Origin of the sequence: Parerythrobacter jejuensis, assembly GCF_039536765.1 — a bacterium.
Taxonomy (GTDB): Bacteria; Pseudomonadota; Alphaproteobacteria; order Sphingomonadales; family Sphingomonadaceae; genus Parerythrobacter; species Parerythrobacter jejuensis.
Genome location: NZ_BAAAZF010000001.1, coordinates 740702 through 760056, shown reverse-complemented (window position 1 = coordinate 760056; position 19355 = coordinate 740702). Strand labels below are relative to the sequence as shown.

Annotated in this window: 13 protein-coding genes; 8 read left to right on the top strand and 5 right to left on the bottom strand. The window is 59.4% G+C overall.

Annotated elements, in window-relative coordinates; genetic code table 11:
* Positions 1-90 precede the first annotated feature (90 nt).
* Positions 91-1407: an FAD-dependent oxidoreductase gene (locus ABD653_RS03625; RefSeq protein WP_160779905.1), complete on the bottom strand. Its 1317-nt coding sequence runs from the start codon at positions 1405-1407 to the stop codon at positions 91-93.
* A 387-nt stretch (positions 1408-1794) separates the two neighbouring features.
* Between ABD653_RS03625 and ABD653_RS03620 the strand changes: the two genes are divergently transcribed.
* The 4 genes from ABD653_RS03620 to lepA all read left to right on the top strand — a co-directional run bounded on the left by ABD653_RS03620 (position 1795) and on the right by lepA (position 9126).
* Positions 1795-4299, top strand: coding sequence for an EAL domain-containing protein (locus ABD653_RS03620; RefSeq protein WP_234032200.1), 2505 nt, complete (start codon positions 1795-1797; stop codon positions 4297-4299).
* Between the two features lie 100 nt (positions 4300-4399).
* Entirely contained in the window at positions 4400-6616 is a 2217-nt protein-coding gene (locus ABD653_RS03615; RefSeq protein ID WP_160779904.1) for a putative bifunctional diguanylate cyclase/phosphodiesterase, read from the top strand.
* Positions 6617-6738: 122 nt separating this feature from the next.
* The gene (locus tag ABD653_RS03610) at positions 6739-7194 is read left to right on the top strand and encodes a DM13 domain-containing protein (RefSeq protein WP_160779903.1); all 456 of its coding nucleotides are present in this window, start codon (positions 6739-6741) and stop codon (positions 7192-7194) included.
* A 114-nt stretch (positions 7195-7308) separates the two neighbouring features.
* On the top strand, positions 7309-9126 hold the full coding sequence (lepA, locus tag ABD653_RS03605; protein ID WP_160779902.1) for a translation elongation factor 4: 1818 nt from the start codon (positions 7309-7311) through the stop codon (positions 9124-9126).
* A 4-nt stretch (positions 9127-9130) separates the two neighbouring features.
* Here lepA and ABD653_RS03600 read toward each other — a convergent pair whose 3' ends face one another.
* The 4 genes from ABD653_RS03600 to ABD653_RS03585 all read right to left on the bottom strand — a co-directional run bounded on the left by ABD653_RS03600 (position 9131) and on the right by ABD653_RS03585 (position 13703).
* The gene (locus tag ABD653_RS03600; RefSeq protein WP_160779901.1) at positions 9131-11128 is read right to left on the bottom strand and encodes a BbrUII/HgiDII family restriction enzyme; all 1998 of its coding nucleotides are present in this window, start codon (positions 11126-11128) and stop codon (positions 9131-9133) included.
* Positions 11125-12162 (bottom strand): DNA cytosine methyltransferase, encoded by a 1038-nt coding sequence (locus tag ABD653_RS03595; RefSeq protein ID WP_160779900.1) that lies wholly within the window; start codon positions 12160-12162, stop codon positions 11125-11127. The genes ABD653_RS03600 and ABD653_RS03595 overlap by 4 nt, the downstream gene beginning before the upstream one ends.
* Positions 12159-12572, bottom strand: coding sequence for a very short patch repair endonuclease (locus tag ABD653_RS03590; RefSeq protein ID WP_160779899.1), 414 nt, complete (start codon positions 12570-12572; stop codon positions 12159-12161). Before ABD653_RS03590 ends, ABD653_RS03595 begins: the two co-directional genes overlap by 4 nt.
* A 162-nt stretch (positions 12573-12734) precedes the next feature.
* Positions 12735-13703 (bottom strand): hypothetical protein, encoded by a 969-nt coding sequence (locus ABD653_RS03585; RefSeq protein ID WP_344705270.1) that lies wholly within the window; start codon positions 13701-13703, stop codon positions 12735-12737.
* Positions 13704-13803: 100 nt separating this feature from the next.
* Between ABD653_RS03585 and ABD653_RS03580 the strand changes: the two genes are divergently transcribed.
* From ABD653_RS03580 to ligA, 4 genes are all read left to right on the top strand, one after another.
* Positions 13804-14616 (top strand): outer membrane protein assembly factor BamD, encoded by an 813-nt coding sequence (locus ABD653_RS03580; RefSeq protein WP_160779897.1) that lies wholly within the window; start codon positions 13804-13806, stop codon positions 14614-14616.
* A 106-nt stretch (positions 14617-14722) separates the two neighbouring features.
* Positions 14723-16399 carry a DNA repair protein RecN gene (gene recN / locus ABD653_RS03575; RefSeq protein ID WP_160779896.1) on the top strand — a complete coding sequence of 559 codons (1677 nt, stop codon included), beginning with the start codon at positions 14723-14725 and terminating at the stop codon, positions 16397-16399.
* A gap of 139 nt (positions 16400-16538) precedes the next feature.
* Positions 16539-17195: a thermonuclease family protein gene (locus tag ABD653_RS03570; RefSeq protein WP_160779895.1), complete on the top strand. Its 657-nt coding sequence runs from the start codon at positions 16539-16541 to the stop codon at positions 17193-17195.
* A 45-nt stretch (positions 17196-17240) separates the two neighbouring features.
* On the top strand, positions 17241-19355 hold the full coding sequence (ligA, locus tag ABD653_RS03565; RefSeq protein ID WP_160779894.1) for an NAD-dependent DNA ligase LigA: 2115 nt from the start codon (positions 17241-17243) through the stop codon (positions 19353-19355).

Here is a 19355-nt window from a genome sequence, read left to right as displayed (position 1 = left end):
AGTTATGTCGTTCTATTGCATCAGATCATGCGGGGATGGAACATCGATTACAAGATGACGCGTAGGGAAGGCCCGCAATGGGGCGAATTTTCAGTCCTTGGCAGCAATCATGCTAGCAACGTCGACAAATTTCTCACGCGGTGCGCCATCGCGTGCGGCCGCTTCTTCTGCTTCCTCGATCTTCTTCCAGTCGCGGAACGTCACAATATCCAACCCGCGCTCGGTGGCCATTGCATCGAAGCCCTCGCGCCCACTCTTACGCGCTGTACCGAGCGCACCACTTTCGAAATCCTCGATGATCCGATCGATAATGGCATAGCCGTCCGGGCGATTGGTACCGATAGTGCCTGAAGGTCCCCTTCGGGCCCAACCGACGCAATACAGACCGGGCAAAATGCGCCCTTCGTCATTGGCAAAGCGCCCCATGCGGTCATCAAACGGCACATCGGGAATGGGTGACGTCCTGTATCCGATGCAGCTAACGACCAGATCAGCGCGAATGCGATAGGTCTTGCCGGTGCCGATGGCTCGACCGGCCTCGACCTTCGTCTCCTCCACTTCGACTTCATGCACACCGCCATCGCCGTGAAAGGATGTCGGGCTGGCAAACATGTCAAACTCGATCGTGATCGGGGTTTCGCCATGAATATTGGTCGGTATCGCGGCGAAATTGCGCAGGTGGGTTACCGATTTGCGCAGTCCCGGTTCCAAAATGGCGTCATCGGCCTCGTCCGGCAAATCCTTCGGGTCGACGTAAGGACTGGCCCGGTCCAAATTCATCAATTCTCCCAATTCCTTGGGCGTCATCATGATTTGGTGGGGGCCTCGCCGGCCAATGATAGTGACGGTCTCGATATTGCTGGCCTCGAGTGCATCGAGAGCATGCTGGACAATATCAGCACCGGCGAATTCGCGCGGTGTCTTGGCAAGGATGCGGGCGACATCAAGCGCGACGTTACCCATTCCGATCACCACGGCATGCTTTCCAGTCAGATCCGGTGCGAGATCGGCGAAATGGGGGTGGCCGTTGTACCAGCCGACAAAAGCTGCGCTGCCGAAGACATTTGCCAGATCTTCACCGGGCAGGCCGAGTTCGCGATCACGCGGCGCTCCCGTCGCTAAAATGACGCTGTGGTAGAGAGACTGGAGGTCGCCAATCGAGACATCATCACCCACTGTGACATTGCCGACAAAGCGGACATTGTCATTCAGATTGGTCTTTTCAAACCGGCGGGAAACGCCCTTGATCGACTGGTGGTCGGGGGCAACGCCTGTGCGGATCAATCCATACGGCACCGGAAGCATGTCAAAGATGTCGATCTTCGCGTCGTCCCCCCAGTGCTTCTGCGCTGCCTCGGCGGTGTAATACCCTGCCGGTCCGGAACCGATTATCGCGATATGACGCATAGACGTGCCACTCCCCCTTTCTCAGACGATGCCGTGCTACAGTCTGCGTGGCAAGATGCATCCGTTGAAAGATGCCGGTTTGAAGGAACCTCGCCGTCGGGTCGTTAATCAAATTCAGTAGGGATGCGCTTCAGCCTTTTTAAACCGCTTCTGGTCCATAGGGATCGTATGGGCGGGCAGGCTACAAAGAAATCGGCCGATACACAGGCAATGCGCGAGAACGCGCAGCCAGAATTGCGCGCGGTTTCCACGCGGGATCAAGCGCCGGCCGAGACCGGTCGAAAAGCCCCCGATCGCCGCGATCCAAGCACCGAAAGAGGCTCTCGCACGCGCCCTCGCAAGCGCGGCGCCGCCGCTAAAGCCTACAATCTGCCAAGCTCATGGTGGATGATGCTTTTCTCGCCGCTCTTGGGCGGCGTATCGTGTGCATTGCTGCAATTGAGCCTGCCGCCGCTACTGACCCTCTTCCCCTTGGTGGCCGCCTCTGTCATTTTCGGCGTGTCCTATTGGGTTACTCGGTGGGAACGCTCGCTTCCCGGCCAGCCGACCAAGGCCTGGATACTCGCTTTTTGCGTATCGGTAATACCGTCGGGATTGTTCGGCTTTGGCATCGCTTACTGGATGATCAATGGCGGATTGAACATCGCGTTTGGCCTCGCGACATTGATTTGCGCCAACGCTCTGTCTGCATCGATGCTCAGCGGCCGCGCCACGGTCATGTTCGGATGCAAGGCTGCGGCCTGGGCGCCGCTTGCATTGGTAGCGGGCCAGGTTAGCGCTTTTGTCGCTCTGGCTTTGGTCGCGGTTGGGCTGATCGCCTTGACACGGTATCAGATCGTGATCGATCGCCGGCGCGCAGAACGCCATCAGGCCGACGCGCGGATACTTAACCGCGCCATCGACATCCTGCGCGACTACGAAGAGACTGGCCAAGGCTGGTTCTGGGAAACTGACCGCCGCGGCCAGCTGACATATATTTCCGAAGCGGTGACCGAAAAGCTTGGCGCCCAGGCAGAAGACTTTGTCGGTCGTCCTATCACTGCGTTGTTCGATCTGGCCGAGGGCAATCAAGAAGGCGAACGTACCATTGCGTTCCACCTTTCGGCGCGCTCTGCATTCCAGGAACTGCCCGTACGCGCATCGCGAACCGAGGATGAGCGTTGGTGGTCTATCAGTGGCCGTCCGATCTTCGACACTTTCCAGAATTTCTGCGGGTTTCGCGGATCAGGCACGGATCTGACCGAGAAGCGTCGCAGCCAGGAACACGCTTCGCGCCTTGCCCATTTCGATTCCCTGACCGGTCTCGCTAACCGTCACCAGATGCTTCAGACGCTGGAGAAGATTCTGTCCTCTCCGCAGGAAGCGAACCGTGAATGTACGGTGTTCCTGCTTGACCTGGACCGGTTCAAGCATGTCAACGATACGCTGGGGCATCCGGCCGGGGACGCCTTGCTGAAACAGGTTTCGCAACGGCTGGAGCGGACTGTTGGAAAGATGGGCCGCGTTGGTCGCCTGGGCGGAGACGAATTCAAAGTCATCCTGCCAGGCCGGATCGCGCGCAAGAAACTAAGCCAGCTTGCGAGCGAGATCATCCATTCGCTGTCAGAGCCATACTCGATCGAGGGGCAGCGTGTTGTTATCGGCGCCTCTATCGGCATTGCCATGTCGCCGGAGAATGGCGAAAGCAGTGACGACATTATCCGCAATTCGGACCTTGCCCTGTACGCTGCAAAAGACGGTGGCCGGGGGCGTTTCCACTTCTATTCCAGCGATCTTCATTCCGCTGCAGAAGAGCGCAGCCTGCTTGAGCAAGACTTGCGCGATGCAATTGCCGATGGATCGCTGCAACTTCATTACCAGCCAGTCGTCCACACCGCGACAGAGCGGATCTCCGGCTTTGAAGCGCTGCTCCGCTGGAAGCACCCGCAAAAGGGCTTCATCAGCCCCGGCAAGTTCATTCCGATTGCCGAAGACACAGGTCTGATCCAGCCCATCGGGGAATGGGCGCTGCGCACTGCGTGCAAGGACCTTGCCGAATGGCCTGACGACATCCGTTGTGCCGTAAATGTCTCGCCCATCCAGTTCTCCAACCCGCAACTGCCTGCGATTATTACCAGTGCCATTGCGGAAGCGGGCATTGCGCCGTCACGCCTTGAGCTCGAGATCACAGAGAGCGTGTTCCTGAACAATGATGAGGGTACGGACGCGATGTTCGCCGCCTTGAAGGGGATCGGCGTGCGGCTGGCGCTTGATGACTTCGGCACAGGCTATTCCTCGCTCGGCTATTTGAAGTCGGCACCTTTTGACAAGATCAAGATTGACCAAAGCTTCGTTCGCGGTGCGACCGAGCCCGGCAGCCGCAACGGTGCGATCATTGCTTCGATCACCAGTCTTGCCCAGGCGCTCGGCATGGATACGACCGCCGAAGGTGTCGAGACCCTTGATGAGCTTGACCTCGTGCGAATGCATGGGTGCAGCCATATCCAGGGCTATATTTACGAAAAGCCTTTGCAGCCTGATGCAGCGACCCGTTTGCTGGGTACTGGCCTTACGGCTGTGGCCAAGGGTCCGAAATCAACCCGTGCACCGCGCCAGACCGTCTTGCGTCGCGTCGTGCTGGAGCATGGCAGCCAGCATTACCTCGCAACCGTGCGTAATCTGTCGTCAACGGGCTGCATGATTGAAGGGTTGTGGAATGTACCGGCCAGCACCATTTTCCAGATTGCTCTTACCGAGAAACTGATCGTTACGGCGACGGCACGGTGGAGCAAGGAAGACCGGATGGGCATGGAATTCGCCACACCTCTGCCAAAGTCTGAAAGCGGGAAAATCGAACTTGCAGGTGAAGATACGACCTTTGCGCTGAAGAAACAGGTCCGAAACTCGATGTAAGTTAACCTGATAGTAGGTAAGTTATCCTATCGAAATTCATCACGTTCTACCGAGTAATTTCACGGTCAAGTATAAATAGAGAGCGATTTCGCGGCATATCATGGCCATAGGTGACTTCTTTTCGAAACGCGGGGCCTCTTCGGGGGACAACGGCCCATCGGTGGGACAGACGCCGATTGGAAAAGCCGATCCGCGTCGCCTTGCCTTGCTCGATGATTTCGAAAGCGCTGATCTGGGTTGGTTCTGGGCCACAAATACTGCCTCGGAGCTGGTCTATTTGTCGGACAATGCTGCCGCTCAATTCGGCATGGATGTCGACAAGCTGGTAGGGCAACAGCTGTCGAAGCTGTTCGTACTGGATAATGATGGGGACGAGGACGAGGGCTCCCAACGGCCACTGCAGTTCCTTCTTCGCGCCCGCAATACGATCACGGATTTGACCGTTCGGATCGCGCAGGACGACAAAGAGATCTGGTGGTCAATCTCCGGCAAGCCCCAGTTCGACAGCGAGGGCGAATTCCTCGGCTACAGAGGCAGCGCGAAAGACATTACTTCGGTTCGCGAGAGCCGACGCGAAGTCGGGCGCATGGCCCAGTATGACTCGCTGACAGGCCTGGCCAACCGTCATCGCATGACCAAACGTCTGACGGCCACGCTTATAGCCTATAAGGCCGCGAAGCGTTCCTGTGCCTTGATGATGCTGGACCTCGACCGGTTCAAACAGGTCAACGATACGCTGGGGCACCCTGCCGGTGACGAGCTGCTGAAGCAGGTCGGTCAACGCCTCGGTCGGATCGTGGGTGAAATGGGTGAGATCGGGCGGCTCGGCGGAGACGAGTTCCAGATTATCCTGCCGGATATCGAAGATCGTGGGCGCTTGGGTGAACTTGCGTCCCGCGTAATCCAGATGATTTCACAGCCCTATTCCATAGATGGGACCAGGGCGATCATTGGTACCTCCGTCGGTGTAGCGATTGCACCCTTCGATGGCATCGAGACAGAAGAACTTGTGAGCGCGGCCGACCTTGCCCTTTACGCGGCCAAGGGCGGAGGACGCGGCCAATATCGCTTCTATTCGAGCGAACTGAAAGACGGTGCCAAGCTAAGGCGCCAGATTGAAGAAGACCTGCGCGATGCTCTTGTAACGGAGCAGGGCCTTGAGATGCACTACCAGCCATTGGTGTGCGCGAAAACCAGCAAGGTCAAATGCTTCGAATCGCTGGTCCGGTGGAATCATCCTGAGCGGGGCTGGATCAGTCCGGCTGACTTCATCCCGGTTGCCGAAGATACGAACCAAATCGGCGCGCTGGGTGAGTGGGTCTTGCGCAAGGCATGCAAGGACGCTGCAAGTTGGCCCGGCGACCTGGGCGTGGCCATCAACGTTTCTGCGGTCCAGTTCGCCAATCCGGAACTGCCGCAGATTGTCCAGAATGCGCTCGATGCTTCGGGCTTGGATGTCAGCCGGCTTGAGCTTGAGTTGACCGAAAGTGTCTTCATCGGCGATCCGACCGCTACGCACGAGATGTTTCGCGATCTGAAGAAGCTCGGCGTGCGGCTGGCTCTGGACGATTTCGGGACTGGATATTCGTCGCTCGGCTATTTGAAGAATGCCCCGTTTGACAAGATCAAGATCGACCAGAGTTTTGTGCGCGGCGCGACCGAAGACGACAATAACAATGCGGCCATCATTACTGCGATCGTGAGCCTTGCCGGCGCGCTGGACATGGTGACAGTGGCCGAGGGCGTCGAAGCAATGGACGAGCTGGAGCTTGTCAGGGAACGCGGTGCCGACCTGATCCAGGGCTGGATCTATTCCAAGGCACTGCCGCAGGATCAGGTGCTCGCGAAACTTGAAGCCGGCGAGCTTGAGTATGTGCCCAACGGCCCTGCCAAACACCGGTCGGATCGCAAGACAGTGTTTCGCCGCATCGGGGCTGTGCACGAAGACCACAGGTATGATGTGGTGCTTCGCAACCTCTCCAAGACGGGCGCGCGGATTGAAGGCCTGCTGGATGTCCCAGTCGGGACAGGTCTGGTCCTCGATCTGGGTGACGGGCAGCTCGCAGTTGGCGTGGTCAGGCGCTCTGAGGAAGCCGCACAGGGCATCGAATTCGAAACACCCTTGATCAGCGATGGCGCAGATGGTCTGTGCACGCGTCACAGGATCTCACCTTACGCGTTGGCAGCAGCCGGCATGCCGCTGGCCGCGCTTCCCACGGGCAACTACCCGATCAATCAGATCAACGGAAACCAGCCGAAGACGGCACCAAAGTTCCTGCAGATCGAAATGTCGCACGACGGATCGCGCGCGGCGTAACTGCGCACCCGCTGTCAGAAAATTCGTTGCAGATAGAGGGTGCGTGTAACGAAAAAGCCAACCCTTTCGAACTGACCGGCATGGGCCATCGTGCCGACCGGAATACTCGAAAGGATGGAAAAATGCTGAAACTTATCCGTACCATAGCTGCGCCAGTTCTTCTGGCGACGACTGCCAGCACGGCAACTCTTGGGCTCGCATTTGTTGGCCTGCCAAGTGCAGCGGTTGCTGCCGAAGCGTCTTCTGCCGGCGAGTTTCGTGGCGCTGACAGTTCACATCCCGCATCAGGCAATGTGGAAATCGTGAAGCTCAAAGGCGGCGGCCTCGGGGTCAAGCTGAAGAGCAATTTCAAGGTTCGCGGCGGCCCGGACTTGCGCGTGTGGCTCAGCGAAGCGCGCAATCCCCGCAACGGGCGTGCTGTCCGGCAGGCTGGCTATGTCGACCTTGGCCGACTCAAGAGCAGCAGTGGCGAGCAAATCTATCGTATTCCGGCGTCTGCCAATGTTACCGATGCAAAATCGGTCGTAATCTGGTGTCGTGCTTTCGGAGTCTTTTTCGGCAGCGCGACTGTCGCCTGAGACCCTGGAAACACGCACAAATCGAGGATGGTTCGGCAACTGTTTCGCGCCATCCCCATTACGGTCTACAAGACATGCTGACATTTGCCGGAAGCGCGGGTAATGCGCGGGGAAATGACTGATCTCTCCAGAATCCGCAATTTCTCGATTATCGCCCATATCGATCATGGCAAGAGCACGCTGGCCGACCGGCTGATCCAGCATACCGGCGGGCTGACCGACCGTGAGATGTCGGAGCAAGTCCTTGATAACATGGACATCGAGAAAGAGCGCGGCATCACCATCAAGGCCCAGACCGTGCGGCTGGACTACACCGCCAAGGATGGCGAGACCTACCAGCTCAACCTGATGGACACGCCCGGCCATGTCGACTTCGCCTATGAAGTCTCCCGCAGCCTCGCCGCATGCGAAGGCGCGCTGCTGGTGGTCGACGCGGCGCAGGGCGTGGAGGCGCAAACGCTCGCCAATGTCTACCAGTCGATCGAGCACGACCACGAAATCGTCTCCGTCATCAACAAGATCGACCTGCCCGCCGCCGAGCCGGAGCGCGTGCGCCAGGAAATCGAGGACATCATCGGCCTCGACGCCTCCGAAGCCGTCCTCGCCAGCGCCAAATCGGGCATCGGCATCGAAGAGGTACTGGAAGCGGTCGTCGCCAAGATCCCCGCCCCTAAGGGCGAGCGTGACAAGCCGCTCAAGGCCATGCTCGTCGACAGCTGGTACGATCCCTATCTCGGCGTCGTCATCCTCGTCCGCGTGATCGAGGGCGTGCTGAAGAAGGGCCAGCAGATCAAGTTCATGCAAGGCGCCACAGAGCACCTGGTCGACAGGGTCGGTTGCATGCGCCCCAAGATTGAACAGCTGGAAGAGCTCGGCCCCGGCGAAATCGGCTTCATAACCGCCCAGATCAAGGAGGTGGAGCAGGCCCGCGTGGGTGACACCATCACCACCACCAAAAACGGCGCGACACAGGCGCTGCCCGGCTACAAGGAAGTGCAGCCGGTGGTATTCTGCGGGCTGTTCCCGGTTGACGCGGCGGAGTTCGAGAAACTGCGCGAGAGCATCGGCAAATTGCGCCTCAACGATGCCAGCTTCAGCTTCGAAATGGAAAGCAGCGCGGCGCTCGGCTTCGGCTTCCGCGCCGGGTTCTTGGGCCTGTTACACCTGGAAATCATTCAGGAACGGCTGACCCGCGAATATGATCTGGACCTGATCACCACCGCACCATCGGTCGTCTACCGCATCCAGCTGGGCAAGACGAAGAACGAGGACGCGAAGGAAATCCTGCTCCACAACCCGGCCGATTACCCCGATCCCAACCGGATCGAGATGATCGAGGAGCCGTGGATCAAGGCGACCATCTACACGCCCGACGAATATCTCGGCAGCATCCTGAAACTGTGCCAGGACCGGCGCGGCATCCAGGTCGACCTGACCTATGTCGGCGGCCGCGCACAGGTGACGTACGAGCTCCCGCTCAACGAAGTCGTGTTCGATTTCTATGACCGGCTGAAAAGCATCAGCCGCGGCTATGCCAGCTTCGACTACGAACAGATCGGCCTGCGCGAAGGCGATCTGGTGAAGATGAGCATCCTGGTGAACAACGAACCGGTCGACGCGCTCTCGCTGATCGTCCACCGCGGCGTGGCCGAGGCACGCGGACGCGGCATGTGCGAACGCCTGAAAGACCTGATCCCGCGCCACATGTTCAAAATCCCGATCCAGGCCGCCATCGGCGGCAAGGTCATCGCCCGCGAAACCATCTCGGCCCTGCGCAAAGACGTGACGGCGAAGTGCTATGGCGGCGATATTTCCCGGAAGAAGAAACTGCTCGAGAAGCAGAAGAAGGGGAAGGCCAAGATGCGGGAGTATGGGAACGTGAGCATTCCGCAGGAGGCGTTTATTGCGGCGTTGCGGATGGGTGAGGAGTAGGGGTTTAGGTTGCCGAAAAATCGTCGATAGCAGCCATCAATTTCTGAAGCTTATCAACGTCCTTTCTGTGAGCCAAGTAGTCTGCATAAATTCTCGACGACGTCTCAAGAAGATTCTCGTAGAATATGATACGCGCTCCTTGCGCATTAAGCGTTGCTTGCGAGGCGGTTTCTCCTCCAGGATTTGCCCAATCAGAGGGCGGCTTTCCCAGCACAATCACTATCTCGACGGGCTCTTTGTCGAGGTCCGCTTTTTTCAAGACCTTTGTCATGCCTGAGCGATATTTTGAAACTTGCTCTGCTAGTTTGAACGAGGTTGTTACGACGTTTGGACGCTTCAATTCGACTATGACGTGTTTTCCAGCCGTCTTACGATAACCAATATCTATGCGTGCCTTTTTCTCAGCCGCACTAAGTTTGGAAGTTACTTGGGCGATTACTTTTTCGACTCGGCGCTCCATGTACTCGGTGGAGTCGGCGCGTTCCCATGCTGGATCAATCAGCCAAAGGTGATCGAAAAGGTACTTTTGAATCACCTTTTCGAGAGCATTTCCGTCGACTTTCTCTTCGAGTGCCCTAAGAACTCCCACGCGAGATTTGACAATCTGACCATACAGGTTTGCTTCAAGACCATCAACCTCTGAGAATAGTTCCAACAGGGTCGGCACCCCTTCGTCCGTTATGTTTTCGAGCCTATCCAAATTCTCGTTCAGGCGGTGAAACTCGAAAGCTAGAACGGATTGTTTTATGAGGGATTTCTCCTCAGTATCCGACGCTTCGATTTTGTTTAATTTTCCAATCCACTGCTTAGCTTTAGTTCGGGTTGCTGGTTTGAGTGTGTCGATCCACTCTTTTACAACGGGAATTTTCAAAGCATTCTTGGCGCCGGAATCAACTCGCAAGGCTGCCCATCGTGTTTGGATGTGTTTGAGCTCGGCGGCGATAAACTTCTTCAGTTCGACGTATCTTGGGTCACCTTCGACCAAATTTTGGCGGCTACTTGTTGCAGCATCGTCGTCCTTGGACTTTTCATCTACCCATAGATCCAGCCCGTCAACTCTGAGCTCGCCTATCAAATATCCTGCATAAACGCCGCGCTCTGTAAAAGCGTCAAGTATGTCTTCTTGTGCCATTTTTCCACGGACGAAGATAGCGATGCGATTCAAATTATCGTCATCATCATCGTCCTTGAGCTGACTCGACTCTTTTACTGTGCCCAACCATCCCGAGATTGTTACTCCGCCAGGTGCAGTAGTGGTCGCCCGCTTTTCATGGTGTTCAATATTTTTGGCTCGTGCGACTACGTCTTTCTGCTGTCCATATGTCCAAATATATTGTAGCTTATCGTAATACTCTCGGTCATCGACTTTCACTTCCTCGTCGTCAATATATACTCGAAATTTTGGGCTTTCGATGACTTGAAAGCGTCGGGCGACCCGTTTTTTGAGAGCTTTGGGAGTTGCAAGGGTCTGCCGTCGTCGCAAGTTGGTCAGCGTAATTCGTGTGCCGTGTACGAAGTCAATTTTGTCTGTTCCCACTTCCTTGGGCGTATAAGTAGTGGAGTCGTTTCCGCCCGCTTCGATTTTCTTTCGGATATCAGGCAGGTGCATTTTGAAAGCACTTTTTTCCCCGTCTTTGGCTGTTTCCACGACTACCGTATCGGCGATGGAGAACAGTGAGAGTTTTCCGATGCCTTTTCGACCCATGGGTTTGCGCTTGTGTTTTGGGGTCAATCCCGGCTGTCCGCTCCGCCTGCGATAGCCGACAGTGAGAAACCGTTGATTGACTTCCTCCTCGGTCATTCCGAGACCATCGTCAGTTATAACAATCTTTTTGCGAGCGGAATCCCAAGAGATGTCAACGCGCTCTGCATCTGCATCGTAGGCATTGGCGACGATTTCAGAAAGCACCGCCGCCATATTGCTGTAGAGATTTATACCAAGATGTTCGAGCGAATTCAGACTTATTGTGAGTTCATATTTTTCTGTTGTCTTTCTGCTCATGCGTAGTCGCACCTTGAAATAATGGTTTGTCCGATGGCCCTACCGAGATTCACAGGCACTGCGTTGCCAATCCAGCGCCCGACCTCTTTCAAGTTAGGTTTATCGTTTGATGGTAGAAATTCGTATTCTGGTGGGAAGGACTGAAGGATAGCAGCCTCTCGAAGGCTTATAGCCCGGTCTTGTTCAGGATGGCCGAATCGACCGTTTCCGAAACCAAAGCATTGCGTAGTCATGGTGGGTGCAGGGTCATCCCATGTCATGCGAGCATATACGCCAGGGTAGGTCTTTCCCGATGCGCGTCGATGGCAGGCAGCACGCAATTCTTCCGGCCAATCTCGCCATGTTCCCCCTGGCTTGGCGGCTTTCATCCGCCGCATGTTCAGCTCCGAAAGCGACGAGGCGGTGTGAAGCGGATCGGCCGGATCGGTCTCACCCGCGCTGATAGCCGGCAAATGGGCAATCGCTTTCTTGACGGTCATCCCGACATTCTCGGCGGGAATCAGGCGACCGATCTTGCGCCGATGCGCGGCGACGACAACAAGACGCCTTCGCTTCTGTGGCACTCCGAACAGTTCGCACTTTGCGATGGTCGCACGGACGGGATATCCGGCATCGTTCAAAATCTCTTTGAACTCCCGAAAAACGCTGCCCTCCTTGTATCGCAGGAGTGACGGAACGTTTTCCATGGTTATGAAGTCTGGCTGGACAGCCGCTGCGAGCTCGGCAAATTTGCCGACGAGTGACCACTGGGGGTCTTCATCGTAGCGTTGCTTGTAGCTCGAGAATGGCTGGCATGGCGCACACCCGGCCAGCACAGTCGGCGCTTTGCCGGAGTAGTGGCTCATAATTTCGTATGCGGACATCTTTCCGACGTCGCGCTTGATGAACTCGCCGCCGTTGTTCTGCTCGAAGGCGAACTTGCATCGTTCGTCGGTGTCGTAGCCCGCCAATATCTCGCAGCCTGCCAATTTGAGGCCATGGCTCAGGGCGCCCACGCCGCAGAATAGATCGACGACTTCCGGCTGCGCCCTCACGACGCAGTCTCCAGAAAGTCGACCAGAAGATCGGCAAGTTCGTCAGGCTTTTCTGCCTCGCACTGCCACACGACCATCGTCTCCCATCCCATTTCGGCCAAGTCGATCAAGTTCTTATTATCTCTCATAATGTTGTCGTCAAACTTCTTTTGCCAGAAATCTACGTTTGTCTTTGGAGTGGTTGCCTTTTTGCAATTATGCCTGTGCCAATAGCACCCGTGGACAAAGATGACCTTTTTCCTGATTGGAAAAACCAAGTCGGGACTTCCGGGCAGATCGTGTCTGTGCAATCGAAACCGGAAGCCGAGCCGATGAACGAGTCGGCGCACAGCCATCTCGGGCTTAGTATCCTTACCACGCACGCGCGACATCAAGCGACTGCGCTCTTCGGGAGAGAGGTTATCCACCATTCGGGTGCTTTACGGTAAGGGATGTGCAGGTGGCGAGAACCTTTTGTTGGGACCCTGCGGGCGGGACGCATCCGCGCCCCTTGCCTCCTCGCATAAGCTCGGGCGGGCAGTCGCCCTTGCGGTCGGCTGGTCGCCGTCCGTGCTTCGTCACGCATGTCTGGGCTACTCCCAACTCTCATCCTTCACCGTCCGCACCCTTGGCTTGTCCTCCGGCTCCTCCACCACACCCCGCCGATCCCAACCGGGCGGGGGGAGGCTCGGGGCGTCTTTGTCGGATTCGGTCTCGCGCAGGGCCGCAGCCTCGCGGGCTTGGGCTTCGGCGGCGATGGTGGCTTCGTCGGGGCAGTGGTCCGGCATCTGGACGGAGCGCTGTTCGTCGCGGGCGCGCAGTTCCTCATAGTGGCGGTAGGCGTCGCGGGTTTCGGGGGTGAGGGCACACCATCGGGCGCGCTGGCGCAGGGCTGAGCGGCGGCGGAGCTCGTCCAGCTTGCGGTCGATCAGTTGGCGGGCCTCAGCCAGAGGCAGGGGTTTGCCGCGTTGTTCCTCCTCCCACTCTTGCCGCCATTTCTTCTTGAGCCGACGCTTCTCCATCTTGCCGACGGCGTTGAGGCCCCCGAGACCTTTGGCGTGGTGTCCGCCGCCTGCGGCAAACCGCTCGGGCGCGCGGTTGCGGAGCATGAACATCAGCAGCCGGTCATTATACTTCGTCCGGCTGCCGACCAGCTTGCCATAGGAATAGAGCGGCTCCTCCACCCCGTTCAGCGCGCGGTCCATCGCCACATCCTCGATCCGCTGCACGCCCAGGTCGAGCGCCTTTTGCCACGCGTCGCGGAAGCTCTCCGCGCCCGGCTGGCGACGCAGGTGATAGGCGCCGCGCTGGCTCATATCGACCGCCTTGCACGCCGCGTGGACCGAGCCGGTCTCGGCCAGCGCCTCGATAAAGCGCTGCTGGCGCGCCTGCGTCCACCCGTCATGCCGCGCGCCCTTGCGCGGGACGGGGGTGAAGGTGGGGAGCTCCCCCGCGCGAACGGGGAGGCGGGCGGTGCGGGGATCGGTGCGGCGGGTCATGGGGGCGAGGGGAGATGCCATGGGTGGGGGGCTGTAGGAAAGGGTGTTTGTCGGGGCCCTCAAGCGCCGGTGTTCGGGTTCGCGTTTGCGTTGGCATTGCTCTCCACAAAACCGCGCGCCCTTTCACTTGGCGTTCACGTGGCGGCTGGCTATAGGGCAGGCCATGGTTTCCAAGCTTATCGCTGCGCCCGCCCGCTCGGGCCTTCGCGCGCTCGCCCTGTCTGCCCTTGCGGCCACCACGCTGACGGCCTGTGCCGGCGGGGACGGCGGCACGCGCGATACGGCCTATGTCGCGCGCGATGTGGAGACGCTCTATGCCTCCGCCAAGGAACGGCTCGATGTCGGCAATGCGAAGTTGGCCGCGGCGCTGTTTGACGAGGTCGAGCGCCAGCATCCCTATTCGCCCTGGGCCCGCCGTGCGCAGTTGATGAGCAGCTTCAGCTACTACGTCTCGCGCGATTACACGAAGTCGATCCAGAGCGCGCAGCGTTTCCTGTCGATTCACCCGGGCAACAAGGATGCGCCCTATGCCTACTACCTGATCGCGCTCAGCTATTACGAGCAGATCAGCGATGTGCAGCGCGACCAGAAGACGACCGAACAGGCGCTGACCGCGCTGCGCGAAGTCGATCGCCGCTTCCCGACCACGCAATATGCCGCCGATGCGCGGCTCAAGATTGACCTTGTGAACGATCACCTTGCGGGCAAGGAAATGGAAATCGGCCGGTTCTACCAGCGTTCGGGCAAATGGGCGGCCTCGCTGATCCGGTTCCAGAACGTGGTCGAGACGTATCAGACGACCAGCCACACACCCGAGGCACTTTACCGCCTGACCGAAGCCAGCCTGGCGCTGGGGATCCCCAACGAGGCGAAGAAATACGCCGCTGTGCTGGGGGCCAACTATCCGGGCAGCGAATGGTATGAAAAGGCGTTCAAGCTGGTCGACCGGCACGCTGCAGGCGTTACAGCCAGCTGAGCCTGCTCCGCTGTTCCATGGAATAGGGCGTCAGCACGCGATGGTGGGTAGCCGCGCGCACCACGGTGACGCGCCCGCGCACATTCGCTAGAGAATCGGGCCAGACATGCTGACCCGGCTTTCCATCCGCAATATCGTGCTGATCGAGGCACTCGACCTGGATTTCGGGCGCGGCCTCGGCGTGCTGACCGGCGAGACCGGTGCGGGCAAGTCGATTCTGCTCGATGCGCTCGGCCTGGTGCTGGGCAATCGCGCCGATAGCGGCCTGGTCCGCGCGGGCGAGGGCAAGGCCAGTGTTACCGCCAGTTTCGAATTCGCGCAGCTGCCGCGTCCCGTCGCAGAGGCGCTGGATGAAGCCGATATCGAGATCGAGGAGGGCGAAGCGCTCCTGATCCGTCGCCAGCTCAAGGCGGATGGCGGCTCCAAGGCGTTTATCAATGACCAGCCCGTCGGCGTTGCGTTGCTTCGCACCCTGGCCCCGGCACTGGTGGAGCTGCACGGCCAGCACGACGATCGCGGCCTGGTCAATCCGCGCGGCCACCGTGCCTTGCTCGATCGCTATGCCGCCCATGAAGAAGGGGCCGATACCGACGCGGTCGCTCAGGCCTGGGACGAATGGCGCAGGACGACCGAGGCACTGGCCCAGGCGCGGGAAGAAATTGAGGAAGCCAAGGCCGAACAGGATCTGCTGATCGCGCATCTGGCCGAGCTGACCCAGCTGGAACCGCAGGCGGGGGAGGAGGAGCGGCTCGCCAATACGCGTGCCGATATGCAGAAGGGGGAGAGGCTGGCCGGTGACCTGGAAGAACTGCGCCACGTCTGGGAAGGATCGGACGCCCCGCTGGCCCAGTTGCGCAGCGCGGCCCGCCGGCTGGACCGGATCGGCGCGGAGCACCCGCTGCTGGCCGAGGCACTGGCAGCCCTCGATCGCGCCGTGATCGAGGCGGGCGAGGCGGAGGACAAGCTGGCAGCTGCGGCAGAGGCCCTGCAGCATGACCCGGCGGCTCTGGATGCGGCGGAAACCCGGCTGTTCGAATTGCGTGCGCTGGCCCGCAAGCATCGCTGTGAGGTGGATGAACTTCCCGAAAAAATGCGTACCTTCCGCGCAGCGCTGGACGCCATCGAAGGCGGCGAGGCGGAACTTGATGCGCTGGAACTGGCGGAGCGCGAGGCAGGCGATGTCTATCGTGATGCTGCGCGCAAATTGCATGACCAACGCGTCACGGCCGCGCAGAAACTGGATGCGGCTGTGGCAGACGAACTGGCGCCGCTCAAACTCGATGCCGCGCGCTTCCGTACTGATATTCAGGAACTGCCGGAGGAGAAATGGAATGCGAGCGGGATCGACGCGGTCGAGTTCCTGATCGCGACCAATGCCGGGGCAGGTTTCGCACCGCTGGGCAAGATCGCTTCGGGCGGTGAACTCAGTCGCTTCATCCTGGCGCTGAAAGTGGCGCTGGCGGAGCAGGGCGGGGCGGCGACTGTCATCTTCGACGAAATCGATCGCGGCGTGGGCGGCGCAGTGGCCAGCGCCATCGGCGAACGGCTGGCGCGGCTGGCACGGGACGGGCAATTGCTCGCCGTCACCCACAGCCCGCAGGTCGCCGCGCGCGGCGGCACGCATTACATGATCGCCAAGTCATCCGAGGGGACAGTCACCAAAACCAGTGTCGCGCGTCTGGACGATGCGGGCCGCCAGGAAGAAATCGCACGGATGCTGAGCGGAGCCGAAGTGACTCCAGAAGCGCGCGCACAAGCAGATCGATTGCTGGAGGGGGTTTGAATGTTTCCTCGAAAGCTCACCGTAACTATTTGAGCGCATAATCCTCGCCCAGGCCGGGCGGAGGTAAAGGGTGCGCGTTCTTGATTTTGCAATTGTAGTTGGGCTTCTTTTCGCTGCAGTGCCCCTGTCGGCGCAAACTTTGGCGGGGACTCCAAAAGTCGTGGATGGGGATACGCTGGATTTCGCCGGAGCACGGATCGAGCTGCATGGCATCGATGCGCCTGAATCATCACAGACATGCCAGCGCGAGGGTGAGAGTTGGGCGTGCGGCGAAGACGCCATCACCTTCCTGCGCACTTTCCTCAAGGGTCACGAGGTTTCCTGCCAGCCCCAGGCCGACGTCCGCGACGGCAATGTGGTTGCTGCCTGCACAAGAGGGTCGCTCGATTTATCGGCGGTCATGATCGAAGCAGGTCTGGCGGTCGCTCTGGATAGTGCGCCTGCTGCCTATCATGATGCACAAGCCCTGCGGCAGCAGCACAAGATGGGATTGTGGGGATCGGATTTTGAGCGCCCGGATCGTTGGCGCGCGGCCAATCCAGCCGCCGTCACGCCGCCTTCGCCGGCAATGAAACGACAGGCGGAAGCGCGCATGGCCGCAAAACGGGCGGACGCATCCCTCCATCGCCAATGGCGCAACCAGTTCGGCTGCGCGATCAAGGGCAATCACAGCCGGCGGGGGGAATGGATCTATCACCTGCCCGGGCGACCCTATTACGCCCAGACAAAGGCCGAGGCCCTGTTTTGCACGGAAGCCGATGCGCAGGCTGCCGGATACCGCCGTTCAAAGGCCTGATTCGGAGCCTTTCCTCTGTGGCATAACGCGTCCAAAAGGCGCAGCATGAGTGACGCAAACCATCTCTCCGAAGCCGAAGCCGCAAATGAATTGATGCGGCTGGCGCGGCAGATCGCGAAGCATGACAAGCTGTATCATGCCCAGGACGATCCCGAGATTACCGATCAGGAATATGACGCGCTGGTGCGGCGCAATGCGGAGCTGGAGGCAGCGTTTCCCGATTTGGTGCGCGCGGACTCGCCCAGCAAAAAGGTTGGCCATGCGATTGCCGCTTCGCCGCTGAGCAAGGTCACCCACGAGGTTCGCATGATGAGCCTCGACAATGCCTTTGCCGACGAGGAAGTCGCGGAGTTTGTTGCGCGGGTGCGGCGGTTTTTGGCGTTGGACGACGCCACGCCGATCGCCTTCACGGCAGAGGACAAGATCGACGGCCTGTCATGCTCCTTGCGCTATGAGGGCGGCAAACTCGTCCGCGCGGCGACCCGCGGGGACGGACAAGTGGGCGAGGATGTGACGCCCAATGTCGCCCATATTGCCGACATTCCGCAGCAGCTGGCGGGCGATGTGCCGGATGTGTTCGAGATCCGGGGTGAAGTCTATATGGCCACTGCCGATTTCCATGCGCTCAATGCACGCTTGATGGACGAGGCATGCAGCGCGGCAGAGGCCAAGGGCGAGGCACTGGATCCTGCAAAGGTCCGCCAATTCGCCAATCCGCGCAATGCGGCGGCTGGGTCGTTGCGGCAAAAGGATGCCAGCGTGACCGCCAAGCGACCGCTGAAATTCTGGGCCCATGGTTGGGGTGCGGTTGAGGGCGAATTGCCGGCTGCGACACAGGTCGAGATGGTCGAAAGGATCGCCGCATGGGGTGTGCCCGTGTCGCCGCTGTTCCGGCGCTGTGAAACGCTGGAGCAGATGCTGGCCCATTATGAGGAAATCGGGCGGCTGCGGCCGGAATTGCCTTATGAGATTGACGGTGTGGTTTACAAGGTGGACCGGCTCGACTGGCAGGCGCGGTTGGGCTTCGTCGCCAAGGCGCCGCGCTGGGCGATTGCCCGCAAGTTCCCGGCGGAACAGGCTGAAACGACGCTGGAATCTATCGATATCCAGGTCGGCCGTACGGGCAAGCTGACGCCGGTCGGGCGGCTCGCACCGGTGCTGGTGGGCGGGGTCACGGTGACCAATGTCACGCTCCACAATCGCGACGAGATTGCGCGCCTTGGTGTGCGCCCGGGAGACCGGGTGGTGGTGCAGCGCGCCGGTGACGTGATCCCGCAGGTCGTCCGCAATCTGACGCCCGATGCAGATCGCGCGCCATTCGCATTCCCGGAACGCTGCCCCGAATGCGACAGCGAGGCGGTCAACGAAGAGGGCGAAGTCGATGTGCGCTGCACTGGCGGCCTTATATGTCCGGCACAACGTACTGAAAGATTGAAGCATTTTGTCAGTCGCGGGGCGCTGGATATTGACGGGCTGGGCGAGAAGACCATCGACCAATTCTTCGCACTGGGTTGGCTGGAAAGCCCGGCCGATATCTTCCGTCTCAAGCACCGTCGTGAGGATATTCTGGCGCTGGAAGGGTGGAAGGACAAGTCTGTCGATAACCTGTTGGCGAGCGTGGAGAACCGGCGCGCACCGGACGCCGCGCGGCTGCTGTTCGGGCTTGGCATTCGTCACGTTGGTGCGGTGACGGCGCGCGATTTACTCAAATATTTCCATGAATTACCGGCGATACGTGAGGCAGCCGAGAAAGCGCGTTCAGGCGATGAGGACGCTACTAGCGAACTCACCAGCATCGACGGTATCGGCACCGCCGTGGTGGAGGCGCTGGGGGACTTCTTCCACGAGGATCACAACTGCGCTGTCTGGGACGATCTGCTCAGCGAGGTCGCCCCTCCGCGCTACGAAGTGGAGACGCTCGACTCGCCCGTGGCTGGCAAGACGGTGGTCTTCACCGGGAAGCTCGAAACCATGAGCCGCGATGAGGCCAAGGCGCAGGCCGAGCGACTGGGGGCCAAGGCGTCCGGATCGGTCAGCGCGAAGACGGACTTGCTAGTCGCCGGGCCGGGCGCAGGCAGCAAGCTCAAGAAAGCGGCCGAACTGGGGATCGAAACAATCGACGAGGCCGGCTGGGCGGAAATCGTGAAGGCGGCAGGTTAG